This is a genomic window from Vibrio gelatinilyticus (genome assembly GCF_022836845.1).
Lineage (GTDB): Bacteria > Pseudomonadota > Gammaproteobacteria > Enterobacterales > Vibrionaceae > Vibrio > Vibrio gelatinilyticus.
This window is the reverse complement of sequence record NZ_JAJNNZ010000006.1, coordinates 47,977-67,363: the sequence shown is the minus strand read 5'-3', so window position 1 is coordinate 67,363 and position 19,387 is coordinate 47,977. Positions and strand designations below refer to the sequence as shown.

Below are 19,387 nucleotides of genomic sequence, written 5' to 3'. Positions count from 1 at the left end.
CTTGAGATGATACTTTTAGTTAGGTTTTACACAAAGTGGACAGTCAGCCGAAACTGGAAGCCCAGAGTCGACAGGTAGTCCAAATATTGCTGTAGTACCTTTTGCTACAACTGTGTCGGTAAATGTCCTAACATCGTGAGCAGGCAAAGGTAAGTTCTCCTCAGCAGGGGGAACAGGTACATACTCACCGTTGTAGTCTTGACATGATTTCGGCCCGATATCACCAACAGTGATCGTACTATTCTTACTGTCGTGGTTTTCGGTAATACTCACAGCATTGATTTTGACCAGCGAGTCATTACAAACCTTACCTTTGTATTTGACCAGCACGCCATATTGCCCCGCTGACGTTCGGTTAATCAATGTTTCACACTCTTTGGTAATGGACAAAATGCCTGGATCCGGAATCGTTGGACACTTAAATTCAGTAGTATCATTTATCTCTACTGTGCCTCCTGCTACCAAAGCAGCGGTCACACTCGCTTTATTTAGCACACCGTTGGTTTGTGTTTCCAAGGTTCCGCTAAACTCGGCAGTATCACCAGCAGCTAAGAGTGCCTGATAGTAATCATCGTTAGCTGTAATATCTTTTACGTTGATATCATGTAGCGAACCAAAGCCCGTATTTGTTACCTTCACAGTATAGTTATAGATTATCGAATCACCCGTTTGCGATAGTGTACCGCCGGAGCAAGTTTTCGATAAGTCAATGCCACACAACTCAAAGTCCCCAAGTACGAAGTCTTTTAGTGACGCTGTAAATGAGCTCGAAGATCTTGTTTCTGCCATGAAGCTACTGAAACATGTATTGGTACCTTGAAGTAACTCAGTAAGGTTTACACCACCTTCGTAAAAACTTTCAGATGGGAAGTTTGACGCTCCTGATTTAGATAAATAAGGCCAAAACGAATCTGTAGTGTCGCTATTTGTAATGGCGCAACCATTATCATCTGAATCATTGGCACCACATTCCGCACTGACGTCGTCAGACGATTCAGCTTTCAGTCTGAGATTTTTCGCTGCACATTCTTCTGGCTGAGGATCATTACTGTCCGCTTTGTTACAGGTCGGATCCCATACCAGCAGCGCCGCATAGGGGTTTTCGTTTGCACCTTGCGGGTAATCTATCAGAACGAGTACGTCTCCATCTTTATGTACACCCGAGAAACTGCCATTTGGCATTGCCTCGACTTTTTCCTGGAAGAACCAAAAACCTATATAAGCGTCACCAACATTAGCAAATCTATCGGCACCAAAGTAAATGACGAGATCTTTTCCACCCGTGGTATTGTCCACGCCGTAAGCCGCTGCGTAGGCATTAGTTAGGTCATCCTTATCCGGTACAGAACCATCTTTATGGCCCCATTGTGGTATATCCTGGATATCTTTTCGTCCACCGGTAAAAATGGACACTGGAGAGGGATCGGCTATTATCCCTGTCGTTGCATTTGAACTGTCCGTCTTATCGTAGATGTTCTGCCAATCGTCTCCATCAATATTTACATTATCTGCAGCATCACCATCGAGCTCGAACACGCCTAATTCGTGAACCGCGTAAGCTGGTACAACAAATAATGTCATTGAAAATCCAAGTATTATGGCTCTCCACCAAAGACTTACCTTTAATAACTTCATGATCGGTACTCCCGTAACCAATTGATCTATTGGGGAGCTTGTTTGGTGGTTATCTGTCTATTCCACGCAACGCTTCTTTTGTTTACGGCTCCCCTGAGAGCCAGAGCGAAGCAATATTTAAACCATAATTAACTATCTGAAGTTATTGACAATTTATTTTTCAGATGTGTTCAGATGTGCTCACCATCAGGTGTTCACTCAATACATGATAGGATTATCTAATGAAAACAACATGGTCGTTACATTGTCTCGCAATGTGAACAGGTGGACAGGTGGACAGTTGGCGTTTGAGTATTTTCAAAGAATGGAGGCGCCTCCCGGAGTCGAACCGAGGTCCACGGATTTGCAATCCGCTGCATAGCCACTCTGCCAAGGCGCCTTTAAATTGTGTGCTAATTGCTTAGCGAATAGATGCTGCGCCAAGGCCGGAGTTGATGGTCCGACATATCGGCCGGCACTCAAGCCGGGTGCTAAATCTCATAAATGATGGTGCCCCGGGCCGGACTTGAACCGGCACAGCGCGAACGCCGAGGGATTTTAAATCCCTTGTGTCTACCAATTCCACCACCAGGGCACGCAAAACTTGTTGCGATGGGTAAGACACCATCTAATGTAATATTGATAAACACTACATTTTTAAATTTGGAGCGACACACGAGGTTCGAACTCGTGACCTCAACCTTGGCAAGGTTGCGCTCTACCAGCTGAGCTAGTGTCGCATTTTTCTCGAATGAGAAATGGAGGCGCCTCCCGGAGTCGAACCGAGGTCCACGGATTTGCAATCCGCTGCATAGCCACTCTGCCAAGGCGCCTTTAAACTGTGAGCTAACTGTTTAACGAATAGATGGTGCCCCGGGCCGGACTTGAACCGGCACAGCGCGAACGCCGAGGGATTTTAAATCCCTTGTGTCTACCAATTCCACCACCAGGGCACGCAAAACTTGTTGCGATGCCGATTACTGAAAAGTAAAACACCATCTTATGTAACGTTGTAAAACACTACATTCTATAATTTGGAGCGACACACGAGGTTCGAACTCGTGACCTCAACCTTGGCAAGGTTGCGCTCTACCAGCTGAGCTAGTGTCGCATATATCTCGAATGAGAATATGGAGGCGCCTCCCGGAGTCGAACCGAGGTCCACGGATTTGCAATCCGCTGCATAGCCACTCTGCCAAGGCGCCTTATTAATCAACACGTTAGAAAAAGCATCTCGCCGTGTTCGGTGCATACTTTACGGATTGAGGAGAATTAGTCAAACACTAATATGAAATAGTTGGTTCGTTTGCCGAGTTTTGAATCAATATGATCGTCAAAGCAGCATTTTTACCATTTTTTCATCAGTCGTCCGACAAGATTTGGGTGATAAGACCAACAATGATCAAACATCTCCATGAGTTTTGGATTACCATACTTAGAGAGGTTGATGGCGTGAAAACGATTTTTCTTCGCTTTCAACGACTCTACTCTCTCTATGATTTCGTTAGTCTGCTGAGGGGCAATGAAATCAGAGATCACGACCAGATCGGCGTTTTTATAAGTACCCGTTAGCATCAGATCGACTGACTTTATTAACACGGGTTCTAAATCGGTACCACCGTGGAAGGTATAGCTAAGAAAGTCACTGGCTTCGCGAAGACCATCTTGTTTTGTCAATTGATAGGTAATGTGTTCTGTTGAAAACAAGATGACATAACAATCACGCTCTTCAGCCAAAGCAATCTGCATCAGTGCATAGGCCATGGCCTTAGCACACTGTTCTGGGAAACCACTCATTGAGCCCGATGCATCCACACACACTATAAAAGGGCCTTTTTCTACTTCGAGTTGTTTGTGATCGGGCTTATTGGTGCTGACTTTTTTTAACGTTCGAGTTTTGCCCTGCGTCTTATAGTTCATTAAACGCTTGTCGACTAGATGCTTATAAAAAACCACTTCGAGCTCTGGATAAGCCAGAAACATCGTTTCATTTGGAAGAAGCTTATTGAGATCATCAGATTCATGAACACCAACAATATCGTCGGTCGCTTCATCACTGACCTCTTCAACCATTTCAAGGTCGTCACATGGGGCTTTGTTTAATTCAGGATCATCTATTTCACTCGCCATACGCCCCAGCTGTTCGGAAATCTCCTGCAGCCCCTGATTCTTCTTTAAAAAATCTGCATGCTGATGCATCACTTTTAAATCGGTTTTCGTCAACTTCGCAGAGGCCATATCCCACAGTCGACCCAATGCTCCTTCATCACCGTGTTCGGTAACGGTATCCATTTCTTTGAGTGTTTCCATTCTTTGATACAGATCGGCAAGGAATTTTTCTTTGTTAGCTTCAAGCTCAGAAATCTCAGCTTGTTTGATGGCATCTGCGAGACTTTTATACCAAAGGTCGCAAAAGTAATGAGGAAACATAGGATTATTTAGCGCTTTATTTTTCTCAAGAAGACGTCTGGCCTGAAGATAGAAGGCTGAATGCCATTCGAGCTTTTTGACAACGTCTGAAATGTCTTTAAAAAAACGTTCTTCATCCCAGTGAATGACTTCTTGATACAAATTCAGTTCTTGTTGAAAACGCTCTGTTTCACACACTTTCGTCATGCGCTTTTTCACCGAGCCTCGCCACTTCGCTAGGTGGTTTTTGACAGACGATTTAACACTGCGATTTTCGGTAATCGCCATCATTTGTGAGCGAGCCATAAGATCGTTTACAGCACTATCGACAATCCCAGAGTCGGCGATCATCAAAGCCAAATTTAGTCCATCTGCTCCTAACATAGGCTCACTCCGTTTCGGCGTTATTCGAAAAACTGCTTTAGACTTTTAATTCTAAATATGACTTTTTCACTTTCAGAGGAAGTTGATTCCAGCAGTTTCGCAACTTGCTGTAGGCTCGATTCCATTTCCATCGGTAGAGTCGCTTCGATAAAACCATGGGGTAACGCACCATGAAATTTGGAACGTACCAGCCTCAAATGATGTTCCGCATGGTGTATCTGTGCCATCACTTGGTCCGCTTTGGTCACCCACTCTTGATACAATGACTCATCAATACCAGCTGTGGTGACAAGTGCAACAAGGACCGACCGATTTGCGATGTCTTTAACGACAAGGTTATTGGATGCATCGAGATCGAGTTTCAGACGACACAGCGACGTGTTTTGGTTAACATAACCGTAGATATCGCTGCCCCCTTCGCGTATACAACGCTCCAACTCGTCTTTGGCGACATAAAGCCAGCGGCTATCGCCTTTTTCAGATTCGGAAACCGACATGTTACTTTGCAAAACAACCAATTTAACCAGGTTCGTTGCATTACCGACCTTAAAACTTTTAGCGCCGGAAATATCGTATTGAAAAACCTCTTTTCTTAAGATGCCTGTTGTCATTTCCATTGAGAGTGGCATGGCAAACTCAGATTCGATTTCTTCTTGTATCTCCGACAAAATCTCTTTGCCTTCTTCTATCTGTACAGACACTTCACTTTGGTCAAAAGCGCAATTTAGCGCAAAGTCCCGCACTACATCGCGGACAATCTCGCGGGATTCTGGGCTATTCCAAAGGCAATCTTGCAGTAACAGTAAGTCCAATGGATTGACACTATCTCTACCATTAAAGAAGGCGCTCGCTTTTAGCAGTTTAACCGCCTTTTTCCAACGGCGGTCAGAAACATAAAGGTCAGCTTCCGCCAAATGAGCACCTTCTTTTGCCGAGGCACTCTCAAGCATCTGCTTTAACTGATATAACTTTTCGAAAACATCATCAGACAACTCCAACTGTTCAAGTTGCGTTTGCCATAGGTGATATTCTTCATCGGTGATCGCTAACCCATGGGGGATCTTCGCTTCTTGTGGCGTCCCTACTGTTAACATTGATTTAAAGTTCTGCTTGTTTTGAATTCTGTTGACAAAGATACGAACTAACATTCTGTCATAAAGCGCTTCTAGTCCGCTGTCTTCATCAGGAAGTTCGTTAGAAGCGGAGACTAATAAGCGCATTGGAACAGGCTCTATTTCGCTGCCATTTTTGAAGGTTTTTTCATTCACAACCGTGAGAAGGGTATTTAGTATTGCGGGGCCTGCTTTCCATATCTCATCTAAGAACACCACTTGAGCGGTAGGAAGATAGCCTTCGGTTAATCTTAAGTAACGACCATTGTCTTTGAGCTCCTGAATACTTAATGGACCAAACACTTCTTCTGGAGTAGAAAAACGCGTCATTAAATATTCAAAATAACTACTGTTATCGAATGCTTGAATCAGTCTTTTTGCGATCAAACTTTTTGCAATACCTGGGGGGCCCAGTAGAAAAACACTTTCACCTGCCAGAGCTGCAAGCAGGCACAATTTAATTGTTTCTTCACGTTCATAGACACCGTCTGACAACGCCTGGGTTAACTTATTGATACGTTCGGATAATAAAGCCTTGTCTGCATGTGATACTACTGACGGTTTGATCATACCATTCCCTCACAAAGCGGATTTAATTGTTACTACATTTATACATTTGTTATCACTTTGTTACAAGAAAAATAGACCGAGACTTTGTTTTAGCGCAATTCAAACTCTATCCGTTGATGAACACGCTTTTCAAAGCCGGTATTAAGCCATAAATGCAACCCAGTAATTGCATTTACTATGGTGGATTTACATCGGTTTGACCATTAGCCAATGGTCGCAGATTGCTGGCCTTGAGCTGGTATTAACGTGCTATCCATTTTGCTTTTTAAATGCTTAATCGGCTTTTTGAGTAGCCGTCCCATCGCAGACGGATGGTAACGCCATTGGCAATCAAATAACGCAAGTACTTCAGGATTGCCATATTTAGACAAGCACAATGAGTGAAAGCGATTGTGGTGGCCCTGCAAGTTTCTAATTTTATCTTCTAATGCTTGTGACTGCCTTGGCGCGATAAAGTCTGAGATCAGCAACAGATCGGCATTTCGATATTGTTCACCCGTCATCAGTTCTACGCCATGCTCAAGTACCTTCTCTAAGTCTGTTCCTCCCATGAAACTATAAGAGAGAAAGTCACTGACTTCTTGAAGGCCCGATTGCCCGGTAAAATCATAAGTAATGAAGGTCGACGAAAAAATAATCACGTGACATTCACGATCTTGTTCTATCGCCAGCTTCATCATGGCGTATGCTGTTGCTTTCGCGCATCGTTCCGGAAATCCCATCATCGAAGCTGACGCATCAATCGCCACAATGAAAGGCCCCTGCTCTTTTTCTTCACTACGTTGATCATGCTTTGGTGCATTGACCTGTCGAACACTTCTTTGTTTACCCTCCGACTTGTAACTCAACAAGCGCTTTTCAGCCAAATGCTGATAAAACACCGTCTCAAGCTCTGGGTACGCTAGATACATTGTCTCGTTAGGAAGCAACTTATTGATGTCATCACTAGTATGGATACCCACGATGTCATCGATCGCAAAATCGCTCGGTTGTTCATTACATTGCAAATTGTCACATTGTGCTCGGTTTAACTCGGGAGCCTCTACCTGCTGTGCCATACGGCCTAACTGTTTGACAATGGACATCAAATCGCCATTTTTTTTCAAAAACTCAGAGTAATTCGCTATCCGAGAAAAATCTCTTTTGGTGAGTTTTGCCCCGGCAAGATCCCATAACCGCCCTTGGTTGCCACTTTCACCTTGTTCTGAGACGCGTTCTAACTCTTTGAGCGTTTCTAACCTTTTGTAAAGTTCATCCAGCAATTTTGATTTGTGGGTCTCTAGGGCTTCAGTTTGAGTTCGCTCGACATCTTTCTTAAGGCACTCGTACCACTGACGACAGAAAGATTGGGCGAAGTTAATCGAATGGGCAGACATCGTGTTTCGTTGCGAATGCACGATTGTGTGAAACGATGAATTTGGGTGGATATTGACAATGATACTGTCGACGTTCTCTAGAAACCTTTGTTCATCTAAATAAATAGTGTCCTGATACAGTGCAAGCTGCTCAGTAAGCCAGTCGCTGTTTCGACGCGTTGTGACTTTATGGCGCACTGTTTTATGCCACTTTTTAAGATGCTTTTTGATGCTTCGCTTTACTCCTGGCCTTTCAGACATCATCAAGAGTTCAGGTTGACGCAAAATATCCTGTACTGCAGTATCAATAAGACCAGAATCCGCGACCATCAAAGCCAGATTGATACTGTCCGCTCCTAGCATGATGAAGCCCTTAACAGATTAACTAGCATTGACGCTCTGTCCCTAAACTTGCGGTGCTTGGCGATTGTATTGTCAATCTCATTAGCAATCGTGGTGATTTCTTGATCAATGCTAACAATAAGATCTGTATCGACGAATGGGTGAGGTAATGATGCATTAAATTCACTGCGTCCTCGCTTAACTTCAGCATTCACATCAGCCAAAGCACTTTGCCATTGATTAATCGATTCTTGATACTTTAAGATTTCCTCACAAAAGTATGCGTCTTTTTGTACTAAACAAGTAGGTATTGAGCGGTTTGCCAGATCTTTGACTATCACACGGTCATTCGAGTCGACTTCTAATTTCAATCGACACAGAGTGGTATTTTCGTTAACCAGACCAAGCGCGTCACCACTGCCCTCTTTAACGACTTTTGCCAAGTCGCGCTCCGCAATATAAATCCAGCGCGCGTCCCCTTTTTCCTTTTCGCTTACCGAAATATTGTCTCGTAGCAAGGCCAAACACAGCATTTCAGAATTGTGTAGCTCATAGCGTTTGGCATTACTTAGATCTAACAGAGGGACGAGTTTTCGACGTAGGCCACTTCCTGACTCTGCAATGATCTCCAGAGACAACTTATCCTCTAATTCTTGTTGTATCTCACTCATCTCATCATGGTAATGTTCAATCACGCCACGTACCCTATCGAGCGAATAGACTTCATTCGTGGCAAAGCTTTGTATCACCTGAGTTACAACCTCTCTAGATTGCGGTGTGTTCCAAAGGCAATTTTCTAGAATCAAAATGTCTATCGTCGAGAGCTCATCTCTACCGCTAAAAAACGCACAGGCTTTGATTAATTTGATGGCCTTTTTCCATCGCCTATCTGAGATATATTGGTCAGAGTCCGATAAAGCACTTTCAGCCAATTTGGATTCTAACTGCGTCTTCAGTAAGTAGAGCTTGTCAAAAAAATGGTTGTTTAAAGGGATGTTCTCAAACGCTCTTTGCCAAGCGTAATACTCGGTGTCTGAGATTTTTAGATCGTTCGGGATTGGAACTTCTTGAAATGTGCCCACGGTAAGCATTGACTTGAAGTTTTGTTTACTCTTAATTGGCGAAACATATAGACGAAGTAAAATACGATCATAAAGCGCATCTAAGCCACTATCGTGATCTGGCAGTTCGTTAGACGCGGTAATAAGTAGCCTCATAGGGACGCGTTCAATTTCGCTGCCATTCTTAAAGGTTTTCTCGTTCACCACAGTAAGAAGCGTGTTGAGGATCGCAGGTCCGGCTTTCCAAATCTCATCAAGAAATACGACCTGAGCCGTAGGCAAATAACCTTGGGTTAATCGTAGATAACGACCATTGTCCTTTAACTCTTGAATACTAAGTGGACCAAAAACCTCTTCAGGTGTAGAGAATCGTGTCATCAAGTATTCGAAATAGGAGTTATCGTCAAAAGCCTGAATAAGTCGTTTAGCAATGAGGCTCTTGGCAATACCTGGAGGCCCTAACAAGAAAACACTTTCTCCCGCTAAAGCGGAAAGAAGACTCAGTTTGATGGTTTCCTCTCTCTCATACACTCCGTCAGACAACAGAGTTGCAAGTTTGTTTATTCGCTCAGCAATCAATGCTCTTGAGCTATGATCAAAGTAAAATGCTTTTAAAGAACCGACTTGCGCGTTTGGGGCTACCATCCTGTCTCCTGTATGACGCTAAACCATCGTTCGCCATCACAGCGAAACAAATTGTTACAGGTGTATACCTAAACTCTCCATTGAGAAAAAGTAGAACAAACAGAGATTTCATTTTCGAAATCATGCGGCAGACACTTTAGACAGTGACTTTCGAAAGGCTTTGTGGTCATATGTGAACAATAGCCTGTTGTAGTAAAGGTTAATACCGCGATAGCACCAACAGGCCTATAAGCATTACTACAGAATAAAGCGATAACAGCGCAACGCTATTGCCAGCATGCGCTTGATTAAGGAAAGCCCAATGTCATCACGACAGATACACCAATGGAAAAATATCGCTTTAACCGAGCAAGACATCACACTTCCAAACGGAAAGTCCATTTGTCACACCACGATCCAGCATCCCGGCGCAGCCGTCATATTACCAATCGATCCCAATGGTAATATCGTCTTGATTAATCAGTTTCGCCCTTCTTTACAAAAGTGGCTTATCGAGTTGCCTGCCGGCACCATTGAGCCCAACGAGTCTCCGATGTCTTGTGCACAAAGAGAGCTTATTGAGGAAACTGGATTTCAAGCCAAAGAGTTTATTTCACTTGGCCAGGTTACCCCGTTAGCGGGTTTTTGTGATGAGATACAACATCTCTTTATCGCTAAACAACTAACAACAAACCAGCAGTTAGACTGTGACGAAGATGAAATCATAGAAGTAGTGACAATGTCACGCAATGAACTAGAACAACAAATTATTGACGGCAACATCAGCGACGCCAAAACAATTGCGTGCTTGAGCAAAGCCAAACTGTGCGGATATATATAGGAGTTTATATGGATTTTCGTTCTGACACCGTGACCCAACCAACCCAAGCGATGAGAGAAGCAATGGCCACTGCCATTGTGGGTGATGACGTTTACGGAGATGATCCGACAGTCAACGATTTAGAGGTCTGGGCCGCAGAGCGACACGGATTTGAAGACGCTTTGTTCACCACATCGGGCACGCAAGCCAACTTATTAGGCTTAATGGCTCACTGTGAACGTGGTGACGAATATCTTTGTGGTCAACAGGCGCACAATTACAAATATGAGGCGGGTGGCGCGGCAGTGCTCGGCTCGATCCAACCGCAGCCGATAGAAAATAATCCAGATGGCACAATCGACTTTGCCAAATTAAAAGCAGCCATTAAAGAGGACGACTGTCATTTTGCTCGTACTCGATTACTGAGTCTGGAAAATACAATTGGCGGTAAAGTGTTACCAATGAACTATCTCGCACAAGCACGCCAGTTTGTTGATGAACATGGTTTATCCCTGCATCTCGATGGCGCAAGAGTTTATAATGCCGCGGTTGCCCTCAACGTTGATGTAAAGGAAATAGCTAACTATTTCGACTCGATGACCATTTGTCTTTCAAAAGGCCTCGCAGCGCCTGTCGGCTCATTGTTGTTAGGTTCACGTGAGTATATTGCTAAAGCACGCCGTTTACGCAAAATGGTCGGTGGTGGAATGCGTCAAGCGGGCATTTTGGCTGCAGCGGGTAAACTGGCACTCACCGAACAAGTATCACAGTTGGCAGTGGATCATGACAATGCAGAGCATCTTGCGAATCAGCTAGCTCAGTTACCTGGTTTTAGCGTTGTTATTGAGCAAGTCCATACCAATATCGTTTTCGCGTCGGCCAACGACGATATCGATATTGCACACATCTCAAACCAATTAGCAAAAGAAGGCATCACTATGCCTTCCAATAACTCAATGCGATTTGTTACGCACAAAGACATCACCAAGTCAGACATTGATCGCTTTATAAGCAGGCTCAAAACTTTTTTGTAGATTGATTTGACCGGCATCGCAAAAACACAACACGATTGCTTGAGCTTCCCCTAAGGGGAAGCTTTATGTTGTTTCTTTAATTGCAATTGGGCGAACGAGATGCGAGCGACCATCAAATATACAGCGCTGTTTTTTTTACTATCCCTAACAGCTCCGCAATCAATGGCAACTGGAATTGGTAACGCCGAGCTTGGAAAGATGAAAGCACCGAGTTGTGTCTTTTGCCACACTGTTAACTCAGAAGATACACAAGATCATTATCCAATTTTAAATGGCCAGGATACGGGCTACTTGTTCAATTCGATGCAGGCGTATAAAAAAGGAGACCGTATTGGTCCCCTTGCAGAAATGATGCGTGCTCAGCTTCAGAATCTCAACGATGACGATATGAGAGACGTCGCTGCGTTTTACTCAGAGCTTAGCAAATAGCCACTATTTGCATTAGCGAGAGCGCCTTTGACCACGCTGGGCGTGAATTTTCATCTTCGCTTTCATTCTTCGCTTCTCTGACGAACGACTTTGCCTTCCAGGTGCTTTGTCTGGCTCTATTTCAGAAATTGCACTCGGTTCAAAGCCCGCGAGCCACTCCTGAGGAAGTCGCGTATCTAATAAACGTTCTATTGCCTCTAAAAGATAGTGTTCATCATGGCTCATCAATGACACAGCAAGCCCCGAATGACCAGCTCTGCCCGTACGTCCGATTCGATGTACATAGTCTTCGGCCTTGAAAGGCATCTCGTAATTGACAACCTGTTCGAGCTGTTGGATATCTAAGCCACGAGCAGCAACGTCGGTTGCGATAAGAGCGCGTACTTTGCCCGTTTTAAAGTCATCCAGTGCTTTTTGCCTCGCACCCTGGCTTTTATCCCCATTTATAGAGGCCGCTTTAATCCCGTCTAACTTTAGCTCTTTTGCTAGTGCATCACTGCCCTGCTTTGTTTTGGTAAACACAAGTACTTGTTGCCAGTTTCTTGAGCCAATAAGATAAGCAAGCAGTTGGCTCTTTCGCTTCTTATCTACAGGGTAAATAATCTGCTTTACTGTATCTGCCGATGAGTTTTGAGGCGAAGCCTGAACTTCTTTAGGCTCATTCATGATCGCATAAGCCATTTTTTTAATACGGGGTTCAAACGTCGCTGAAAACAACATGGTTTGGCGATTGTCACTAACTCGTTTAAGTATGCGTTTAATGTCAGGCATGAATCCCATATCAAGCATACGGTCAGCCTCATCAAACACCAAAAACTCGCATTTATTAAGCGCGATATTACCGACAAACAAATGGTCTAGAAGTCGACCCGGCGTCGCAACAAGAATATCTGTTCCGCCTCTTAGATTGCGAGTTTGCACATTCATACTAGTACCGCCATAAGCAACATCGACTTTGACACCTGTCTCTTTGGCAATACCAGTCAAACTGTCGAAAACCTGCTGTGCCAATTCTCTAGTCGGTGTTAGCACCAAACATCTCACATGCTTAGTTTGCTCGTTGCGTGCTAAAGGAGAGCTCAGTAATTTCTGAACAATCGGTAAACCAAAGGCCGCTGTTTTCCCCGTCCCGGTTTGAGCTCCTGCCAATACATCACTTTGTGCCATGATCGGCGGAATCGCTAATGTCTGAACTGGCGTTGGCGTCGTATAACCAAGTTGCTCTATATTTTTTAGGATTTGCTCATCAAAACCAAATTGTTGAAATGAGTGGGGGGTATTTTCTGACATTACTAAGACTCAGGAATAAAACAGGTCGCAGAGTTTAGCAGAAAAGCAACAAACAGGGATACCGTTATCCGCTACTTGTCCTTGGGGCTATATGACGAAGCCGCATGGAGTAGTTCTGGATAGAATTGGGCAAATAGGTCATAAAAACAAGAATAGTGCTTTTTAAGGTCAACAGCGCAAGTCGCTAACGGAGCCATTCTTAAACTGCGTGTCGACATTCTTTCTAGAGCATAGAGCACAGTATCAAAGTCCCTATAGGACTCTAACCAATGCTGTTGCCACATTTTTTCACTGACCAGTTGAAAGCGTTGAGGGACCTCAACCGAACTCTGTTGGACACGAGTCTTAGCTAAGTGGCAAAATTCAGCGAGTTCTTTATCATGGTAGTGCTGCCACGAATCTGCTAAACAGTGGTCCCAAAACATATCAAGTGCGATAAATGCATAGCGACGACGCTCAGATGCAAACTGACTTTTGCAATGCCGCATGACATCATGTGAGTCGGTATAACTGTCGACAAAGCGATGCATTAAGATCCCACTAGCAACATCGTGTGGATATTTGTCGTATGGGTTACCTTTTACGAAATCCCCGAGCAAGTTTCCCAGTAGGTCACTTTGACAATGCTCGGCAATATGCAGATGGGCAAGAAAATTCATTCAGGCTAAAGACCACAAGTAAGACTGTATGGTAAGAGTATACTGGCTATTTAACGATTGCTCTAACGTACCTTTCTAGTCAGCCGCCTATTGTTCTTCAATGTAGTCAAGCTGCTCACTATAATCGGAAAGATCAAAGCCGATCTCCATTGCATCTAACCACTCTAGCATTTCATCATCATTTCGCTTATCCATAACCTATCCTTCTGGTTTGTAAAAACATATTTTTCATGCACGATATTTAAACAGTAACTGTATATGAGACTCAACGTCACCCCTATCTTTTTGTTGCCAAAATTAGCACAACATCATTGTTAAACGTTTGCGTCTTCACTGTCCGCAATCCAAAATTAAAACCGTAAACTTTAATAAACACCGTATTACATTAAAGTTTACAAATCAATTGCCAGACGAAGTTATCCACTGCATAATTAGCAAATAATTAGCCTTTAACTCTACAAAGACATCAATACACCAAGATTCTTTGCTAGTAAGTAAAGGTTACCACTCAAGTTGTAAAGTAAGTTATACATATGAATTCTAAAGTTATTGGTAGCACTTTGATCATCGCTGGTACCACCATCGGTGCAGGTATGCTGGCACTTCCTCTAGCCTCTGCTGGCATTGGTTTTATCCCCTCTCTTACCATCATGATCGCACTATGGGCCATGATGGCCTATACCGCGCTATTAATGATTGAATTACACCAACACGCTTCACCTAAAGCGACACTTCATACTATCGCGACTCAAATCCTTGGAACCAAAGGAAAATGGATCGCAAGTATCGCAATGCTGTTTCTGTTTTACGCGCTGTGCGCTGCCTACATTGCCGGTGGTGGTGGCCAATTTACGGAGCGATTAGAAAGCCTTGCTAATATTAAGCTAGATCAAGCGTGGGGCACGACGCTGTTTACCGTTGTTATTGCGCTTACTGTCACCATAGGCACACACGCCGTAGATAAGCTCAACCGCGTGTTATTCACCGTGAAGCTATTAGCCATGGCATCGGTATTGTTTGTACTAGCTCCTAGTGTTTCCCAACCAAACTTACTCAGCATGCCGATTCAACAAGGCTTGATTGTCGCTTCTATCCCAGTGATTTTTACTTCATTTGGATTTCATGGGAGTATCCCAGCGATTGTTAACTACCTTGACGGTGATACCCGTTCATTACGAAAAGCCATCATCATTGGGTCAAGTATCCCATTGGGAATCTATGTCCTTTGGCAAATTGTCACTCTGGGAGTCGTGCCACAACAGCACATGATTGACAGTGCTGGTTTATCTTCTTTGATCTCATTGTTGAGTAACACTGTACACAAACAACACCTCAGTAATGTTATAGGGGTTTTTGCTGACCTAGCACTTGTGACATCATTTCTAGGTGTCAGTCTTGGCTTATTTGAATTTCTTAAAGACCTTACTAAACGAAAAAGTACTCTAAATGAAGACTCAGAAGTCAGCCTGTCGTTTTCAACTCGCGTGGTTGCTGCTTTAATCACCTTCATTCCGCCGCTGTGCTTCGCACTTTTTTACCCACAAGGATTTATTATGGCTTTAGGGTACGCTGCTATCGCTTTAGCCGTACTTGCCGTTTTTTTACCTACGATCATGGTGAGAAAAGTTCGCAAGCAGCACTTAGAAGGCCAGTACTACCAAGTAAAGGGCGGTACAACCGCATTGGTTACTACTTTTACTCTAGGTGGATTAATCGTTACAGCTCAATTACTTATCACATTCAATTTCCTTCCCTCCCTAGGCTAATTAGGACAATTGCGTGACCCAAGTCACGCAATTGGTGAAATCATCTCAAATAGTTTCACTTTCAGTCGATACTACGGTCACAAGTAGAGCAGCTCAAAGAGGTTGCTAGAGCCATTGAGCATCACTCATCGATGCTCAAGCTTTTAAACATTCATTGCGATATCAGATTGCCACCGTAGTAAAAATGGAGAGTCTATGAGAGAAGTTAAATTTAGGACTATCGACAGTATCTTTATAAAGATGTCGATCAGCGACAAAGTCTGGGTGTTATTTATCCTATTTGTGCTGGCCTTATCCACATCTGCCGTTGGCCGATATCATTCCGAAATCAACGCCATAGAGCGTAATGCAATCACACAATCTCAAACTCGACTCAATGCCTTTTTAGAACTTGCCCAGTCGACAAACAACTATGCTACTTTAAAGAAGTTTGGTGTTTCTGAATCGCAAAGCAATACCAACCTCATTAATGATGGCCAAGTCGTTGTTAGTACTAAAGCAACTAATGGCCGAACATACCGGTTATCGTCAGATTTCTCCGCCAGTATCAACGAACTGAAAGCTCGGGCACTAAAGACTCTGCTACTGACCTCTTTATGGGTCCTTCCTTTTGCAGTGTTTTGTTATTGGCTAGCAACATTTCTCGGTGGCGCTCTTTGGACACTCTTCAATACGACAAAGAAAATTGCTGAAGGCGATTTGTCTTCACGTCTAAATTTTGTGGCTGGTCGTGATGAGTTTGGAACCATTGGCTGCGCGCTTGATGATGCAATGGACACTCTGACAGAGCTTATCTCTGTTGTTAAAACATCCGCTACGACGCTTGAAGAGACCTCGATCTCCTTTCAACAAGAAATTGCGCAGAGTACCGCACAAATTGGTCGTCAAGATTCTTCTTTAGATTCGGTTGCAACTGCGATGGAAGAAATGACGGCATCAGCGCAAGAAGTATCGAGTATTTCTAATCAATCAACTCAAAAAGTCGAAGACGATAGCAAACAGGTAGAAACCAGTTATCTGGGCGTTAAGCAAGCCATTGGGCAGATACGAGAACTCTCAGATTACATCGAACAAGCATCAAGTTCTGTCGCAACACTCAACGAAAATGCGACTCAAATTAATGAGGTGATTACCACCATAAACGCAATTTCTGAACAAACTAACCTACTTGCTCTTAACGCAGCGATCGAAGCGGCGCGCGCTGGAGAACAAGGACGTGGTTTTGCGGTAGTTGCAGACGAAGTGAGAACGCTCGCTAGCAGGACACAAGCCGCTACCGTTGAAATCCAAGCGATGATCGAAGGATTGCAATCAGAAAGTAAAAGTATTGCATCGATTACCGAACAGACGGTTCTCCAAGCCGAGTCAAGCAGCCAATTAATTTCTCAAATTGGTCAGAACGTCAACGCAATCTCTGAGTCTTCTAGAGCCGTCAAAGAAATGAGCATTCACATTTCAACATCTGCAAACGAACAAAGCGCTGTTGCTAATAGTATTGCCGCTGAATTAAGTGACATTCGTGGTCAGTCTTCTGCTATACGAGATGCGGCCCAAAACAGTGAACAAGGTGTCACCAATATCGCCAACGCGACTCGTAGTCTAGGGGAAGTGTTGAGTCGCTACAAACTCTAATGTCAGAAAAGGCAGCAGCGGACGCCTACCGCTGCTTTTTTGTTTTAATTCGTTGGCGTTAGTGGGCGAGCCATTCGAAATAGTCGGCAATAGTTAGAGTTGAGTCGCATTAAGACTTTTGTATCAACCTTTTTACAAACCGAAGTCCGACAAAAACGCTATCATTATCAACTGATGAGTGAATACTCAATACAATCCGAGCATAGGATCTTTTAATGACAAGTAAGAAATCAACTGTCGAGGCCACACCCTCATGCCCAGAATGTGACGATCATGAATATCTTCTCTCTGATGATGGCGAAACGTTCTTATGTTGTGCGTGTGGTTTCCATACCAGTGAGTACTCAAAATTCATTGCCTTTGAGCTTACTCTTCGCTTTCATTCAGTAAAACGCCCCCACAACGAGCACTTACTTCACTAATATAGTGCCCTACATCATCGAGTGAACTACAGACCACACACAACTCACTCTCTGGTATCTCTTTGTTTAGCGTAAAATGTACCGTTCTAATACCAACGTTAAGTCCCATTTCGACACCTTTTTTGGTGTCATCAACATAAATACATTCGTCGGGAACAAATCCTAAGATCATTATCGCGTACTTGAGTAAATCAGGCTCTGGCTTCCAACTATTCGCATCAAAGGCAGAAACAATTTTTCCTCTAAATTTATCCAGTAGCCCGACCATAGAAAGTAAAGATTCTGTTTTGGAGGTCGGACCGTTTGTTACCAACGCATACTCTATACCCTGTTTCGTCAACGAATCTAGTAACGACGAAGCACCTGGCATTGGTTTTAGGTAATGGGCGAATAAATGTGCCGTTTCATTTCGATAGATTGGCTCTAACATATCTAGAGAGACCTGACAGCCTGAGAATGACTTATAGTGACTGAGTATGTCAGCCACTTTTCCACCCACAAACTGCCTCTGAACCTCATCAAACTCTAATTCGATTCCGACCTGTTTGAAGGTATTAACAACCGCTCTGCAACATAGCTTTTCACTGTCAATTAGAGTGCCGTCACAATCAAAAATTACGCAATTAATCAAACCCATACTCACTAACACTATTTCACTTATGAAATTGGAATATAGAGCACTCTTGCATAACGTTAGTAGACACAAGTGGGAATTTAACGAATTAACGATGGTAAATGATCAAAACTTACGAGGTGGTCACCGTTTTTCCACCCATATCGTCGAATTATCAGGCAGTGCCAAATGACTCAGCAAAGAGTTGATAACATCATTCTCATTACATTGAGGCAAGAGCTTGGACTTATTGGACAACACAATGTCAGACAGTAAAACATCGTTGTCTTGTGATGATATTATCGCAGCAGCGCAGGGCGTGTTTTCGCAAAAACCCAGATAGAGCTGATGAGCCGGTTCTAAGATAATTTGAGTCAGAAATTCGACGATCAGTTGCTGATGCTCTTCGATAGGCCAGCGTTCAGACTGAAGCATAGCAAACATAATGGTCAATCGATGAAAATCGACTAAATACCAATCCTCAACCAGCGTTGCAGCATCACCAAGATCACCCAGAGAATACTTCTCGATATACGCTTGACTCAGAGATGATTCATAAAGAGCCTTTCCCTTTAAGCTCTCTGCAGTTGGAAATTTCACTTCGACTTGTTGAGCCAGCCACTTGTTTTTTCTTTCGAATAGAGCCCATCCGGCGTCATTCATAGTAATTCCTGTTCGATCTTTGTCTAAAGCTTAGTTATTGTATAGATAATTCGCCTAAAAAAGGATTCGCGACATATGTTGAAAAAGCTCTTGATTGTCCCTGTTATCGCACTTTCAGTCAGTGCCTGTGGAGATAAGGAAGTGGGAGATGTTTCACTTGGCATGTTTACATTAAAAGACATTAAACTCAACACCCTTACTGATCCAATCGTCACTGGTGTCACCTGCCACATTGCCAGTATTGAAGCCGACTTAAGTTTTTCAGATCCCAGCGATAGTTCAATATCCTGTCGTCAAACTGGCGAAATTACCCCCGAGATGATCGCTCAGGTTGACAAGTCAAAATCGGGCGAAGTGGTATTCAAAAAATCAAAAAGCGTTTTCTTTAAATCGATGAAAGTTCGTCGTATCTATGATCCGGATAACCAAACACTAATGTACCTATCCTATTCTACAAAGGAAACATCAGGAAGCTTTAAGCATAGCCTTTCGACTGTGCCATTGTGGGGAACACAAGCATACAGTGTGTCAACCCAACCGTAGTGTCATTGGAGTTTAAACGAGCTTTCATTTTTATGTAATAAAATG

15 protein-coding genes and 7 tRNA genes are annotated in these 19,387 nt (G+C 43.5%); 6 read left to right on the top strand and 16 right to left on the bottom strand.

Annotation, left to right across the window (positions count from 1 at the left end):
- Positions 1-15: 15 nt before the first annotated feature.
- The 12 genes from LNL84_RS09560 to LNL84_RS09505 all read right to left on the bottom strand — a co-directional run bounded on the left by LNL84_RS09560 (position 16) and on the right by LNL84_RS09505 (position 9,492).
- Positions 16-1,581, bottom strand: a complete 1,566-nt coding sequence (locus LNL84_RS09560) for a hypothetical protein (RefSeq protein WP_244357007.1) — start codon at positions 1,579-1,581, stop codon at positions 16-18.
- 359 nt (positions 1,582-1,940) lie between these two features.
- Positions 1,941-2,014 (bottom strand) — tRNA-Cys (locus tag LNL84_RS09555).
- 108 nt (positions 2,015-2,122) lie between these two features.
- Positions 2,123-2,209, bottom strand: a tRNA-Leu gene (locus tag LNL84_RS09550).
- Positions 2,210-2,278: 69 nt separating this feature from the next.
- Positions 2,279-2,354: transfer RNA gene (locus tag LNL84_RS09545), tRNA-Gly, on the bottom strand.
- 19 nt (positions 2,355-2,373) lie between these two features.
- Positions 2,374-2,447 (bottom strand) — tRNA-Cys (locus tag LNL84_RS09540).
- A gap of 33 nt (positions 2,448-2,480) precedes the next feature.
- Positions 2,481-2,567: transfer RNA gene (locus LNL84_RS09535), tRNA-Leu, on the bottom strand.
- 82 nt (positions 2,568-2,649) lie between these two features.
- Positions 2,650-2,725: transfer RNA gene (locus LNL84_RS09530), tRNA-Gly, on the bottom strand.
- Positions 2,726-2,745: 20 nt separating this feature from the next.
- A tRNA-Cys gene (locus LNL84_RS09525) sits at positions 2,746-2,819 on the bottom strand.
- A 142-nt stretch (positions 2,820-2,961) separates the two neighbouring features.
- A complete protein-coding gene (viaA, locus tag LNL84_RS09520; protein WP_244357006.1) occupies positions 2,962-4,407 on the bottom strand; it encodes an ATPase RavA stimulator ViaA in 1,446 nt (481 codons plus the stop codon).
- Positions 4,408-4,427: 20 nt separating this feature from the next.
- The gene (locus LNL84_RS09515; RefSeq protein ID WP_244357005.1) at positions 4,428-6,089 is read right to left on the bottom strand and encodes an ATPase RavA domain-containing protein; all 1,662 of its coding nucleotides are present in this window, start codon (positions 6,087-6,089) and stop codon (positions 4,428-4,430) included.
- Positions 6,090-6,292: 203 nt separating this feature from the next.
- A complete protein-coding gene (viaA, locus tag LNL84_RS09510; protein WP_244357004.1) occupies positions 6,293-7,807 on the bottom strand; it encodes an ATPase RavA stimulator ViaA in 1,515 nt (504 codons plus the stop codon).
- Positions 7,801-9,492 carry an AAA family ATPase gene (locus LNL84_RS09505; protein ID WP_244357003.1) on the bottom strand — a complete coding sequence of 564 codons (1,692 nt, stop codon included), beginning with the start codon at positions 9,490-9,492 and terminating at the stop codon, positions 7,801-7,803. Before LNL84_RS09505 ends, viaA (LNL84_RS09510) begins: the two co-directional genes overlap by 7 nt.
- A 301-nt stretch (positions 9,493-9,793) precedes the next feature.
- On the opposite strand from LNL84_RS09505, the gene LNL84_RS09500 reads away from it, so the two are divergent.
- From LNL84_RS09500 to LNL84_RS09490, 3 genes are all read left to right on the top strand, one after another.
- A complete protein-coding gene (locus LNL84_RS09500; protein ID WP_244357002.1) occupies positions 9,794-10,312 on the top strand; it encodes an NUDIX hydrolase in 519 nt (172 codons plus the stop codon).
- A gap of 8 nt (positions 10,313-10,320) precedes the next feature.
- A complete protein-coding gene (gene ltaE, locus LNL84_RS09495) occupies positions 10,321-11,325 on the top strand; it encodes a low-specificity L-threonine aldolase (RefSeq protein ID WP_244357001.1) in 1,005 nt (334 codons plus the stop codon).
- A gap of 162 nt (positions 11,326-11,487) precedes the next feature.
- Complete coding sequence (locus LNL84_RS09490) at positions 11,488-11,754, top strand: c-type cytochrome (protein ID WP_244357138.1); 267 nt, start codon at positions 11,488-11,490, stop codon at positions 11,752-11,754.
- A gap of 12 nt (positions 11,755-11,766) precedes the next feature.
- Here LNL84_RS09490 and LNL84_RS09485 read toward each other — a convergent pair whose 3' ends face one another.
- Both LNL84_RS09485 and LNL84_RS09480 read right to left on the bottom strand, forming a co-directional pair.
- Positions 11,767-13,044: a DEAD/DEAH box helicase gene (locus tag LNL84_RS09485; RefSeq protein ID WP_244357000.1), complete on the bottom strand. Its 1,278-nt coding sequence runs from the start codon at positions 13,042-13,044 to the stop codon at positions 11,767-11,769.
- Positions 13,045-13,115: 71 nt separating this feature from the next.
- Positions 13,116-13,703, bottom strand: a complete 588-nt coding sequence (locus LNL84_RS09480; protein ID WP_244356999.1) for an acyl carrier protein phosphodiesterase — start codon at positions 13,701-13,703, stop codon at positions 13,116-13,118.
- A gap of 533 nt (positions 13,704-14,236) precedes the next feature.
- On the opposite strand from LNL84_RS09480, the gene LNL84_RS09475 reads away from it, so the two are divergent.
- Complete coding sequence (locus LNL84_RS09475; RefSeq protein ID WP_244356998.1) at positions 14,237-15,469, top strand: aromatic amino acid transport family protein; 1,233 nt, start codon at positions 14,237-14,239, stop codon at positions 15,467-15,469.
- A 195-nt stretch (positions 15,470-15,664) separates the two neighbouring features.
- On the top strand, positions 15,665-17,101 hold the full coding sequence (locus tag LNL84_RS09470) for a methyl-accepting chemotaxis protein (protein ID WP_244356997.1): 1,437 nt from the start codon (positions 15,665-15,667) through the stop codon (positions 17,099-17,101).
- Positions 17,102-17,467: 366 nt separating this feature from the next.
- Here the strand turns inward: LNL84_RS09470 and LNL84_RS09465 are convergent, their stop codons facing one another.
- Both LNL84_RS09465 and LNL84_RS09460 read right to left on the bottom strand, forming a co-directional pair.
- Positions 17,468-18,160, bottom strand: coding sequence for an HAD-IA family hydrolase (locus LNL84_RS09465; RefSeq protein WP_244356996.1), 693 nt, complete (start codon positions 18,158-18,160; stop codon positions 17,468-17,470).
- Between the two features lie 120 nt (positions 18,161-18,280).
- On the bottom strand, positions 18,281-18,799 hold the full coding sequence (locus tag LNL84_RS09460; protein WP_244356995.1) for a hypothetical protein: 519 nt from the start codon (positions 18,797-18,799) through the stop codon (positions 18,281-18,283).
- Between the two features lie 75 nt (positions 18,800-18,874).
- Here LNL84_RS09460 and LNL84_RS09455 point away from each other — a divergent pair, with 75 nt between their 5' ends.
- Complete coding sequence (locus LNL84_RS09455; protein WP_244356994.1) at positions 18,875-19,342, top strand: CreA family protein; 468 nt, start codon at positions 18,875-18,877, stop codon at positions 19,340-19,342.
- The last annotated feature ends 45 nt before the right edge of the window (positions 19,343-19,387 follow it).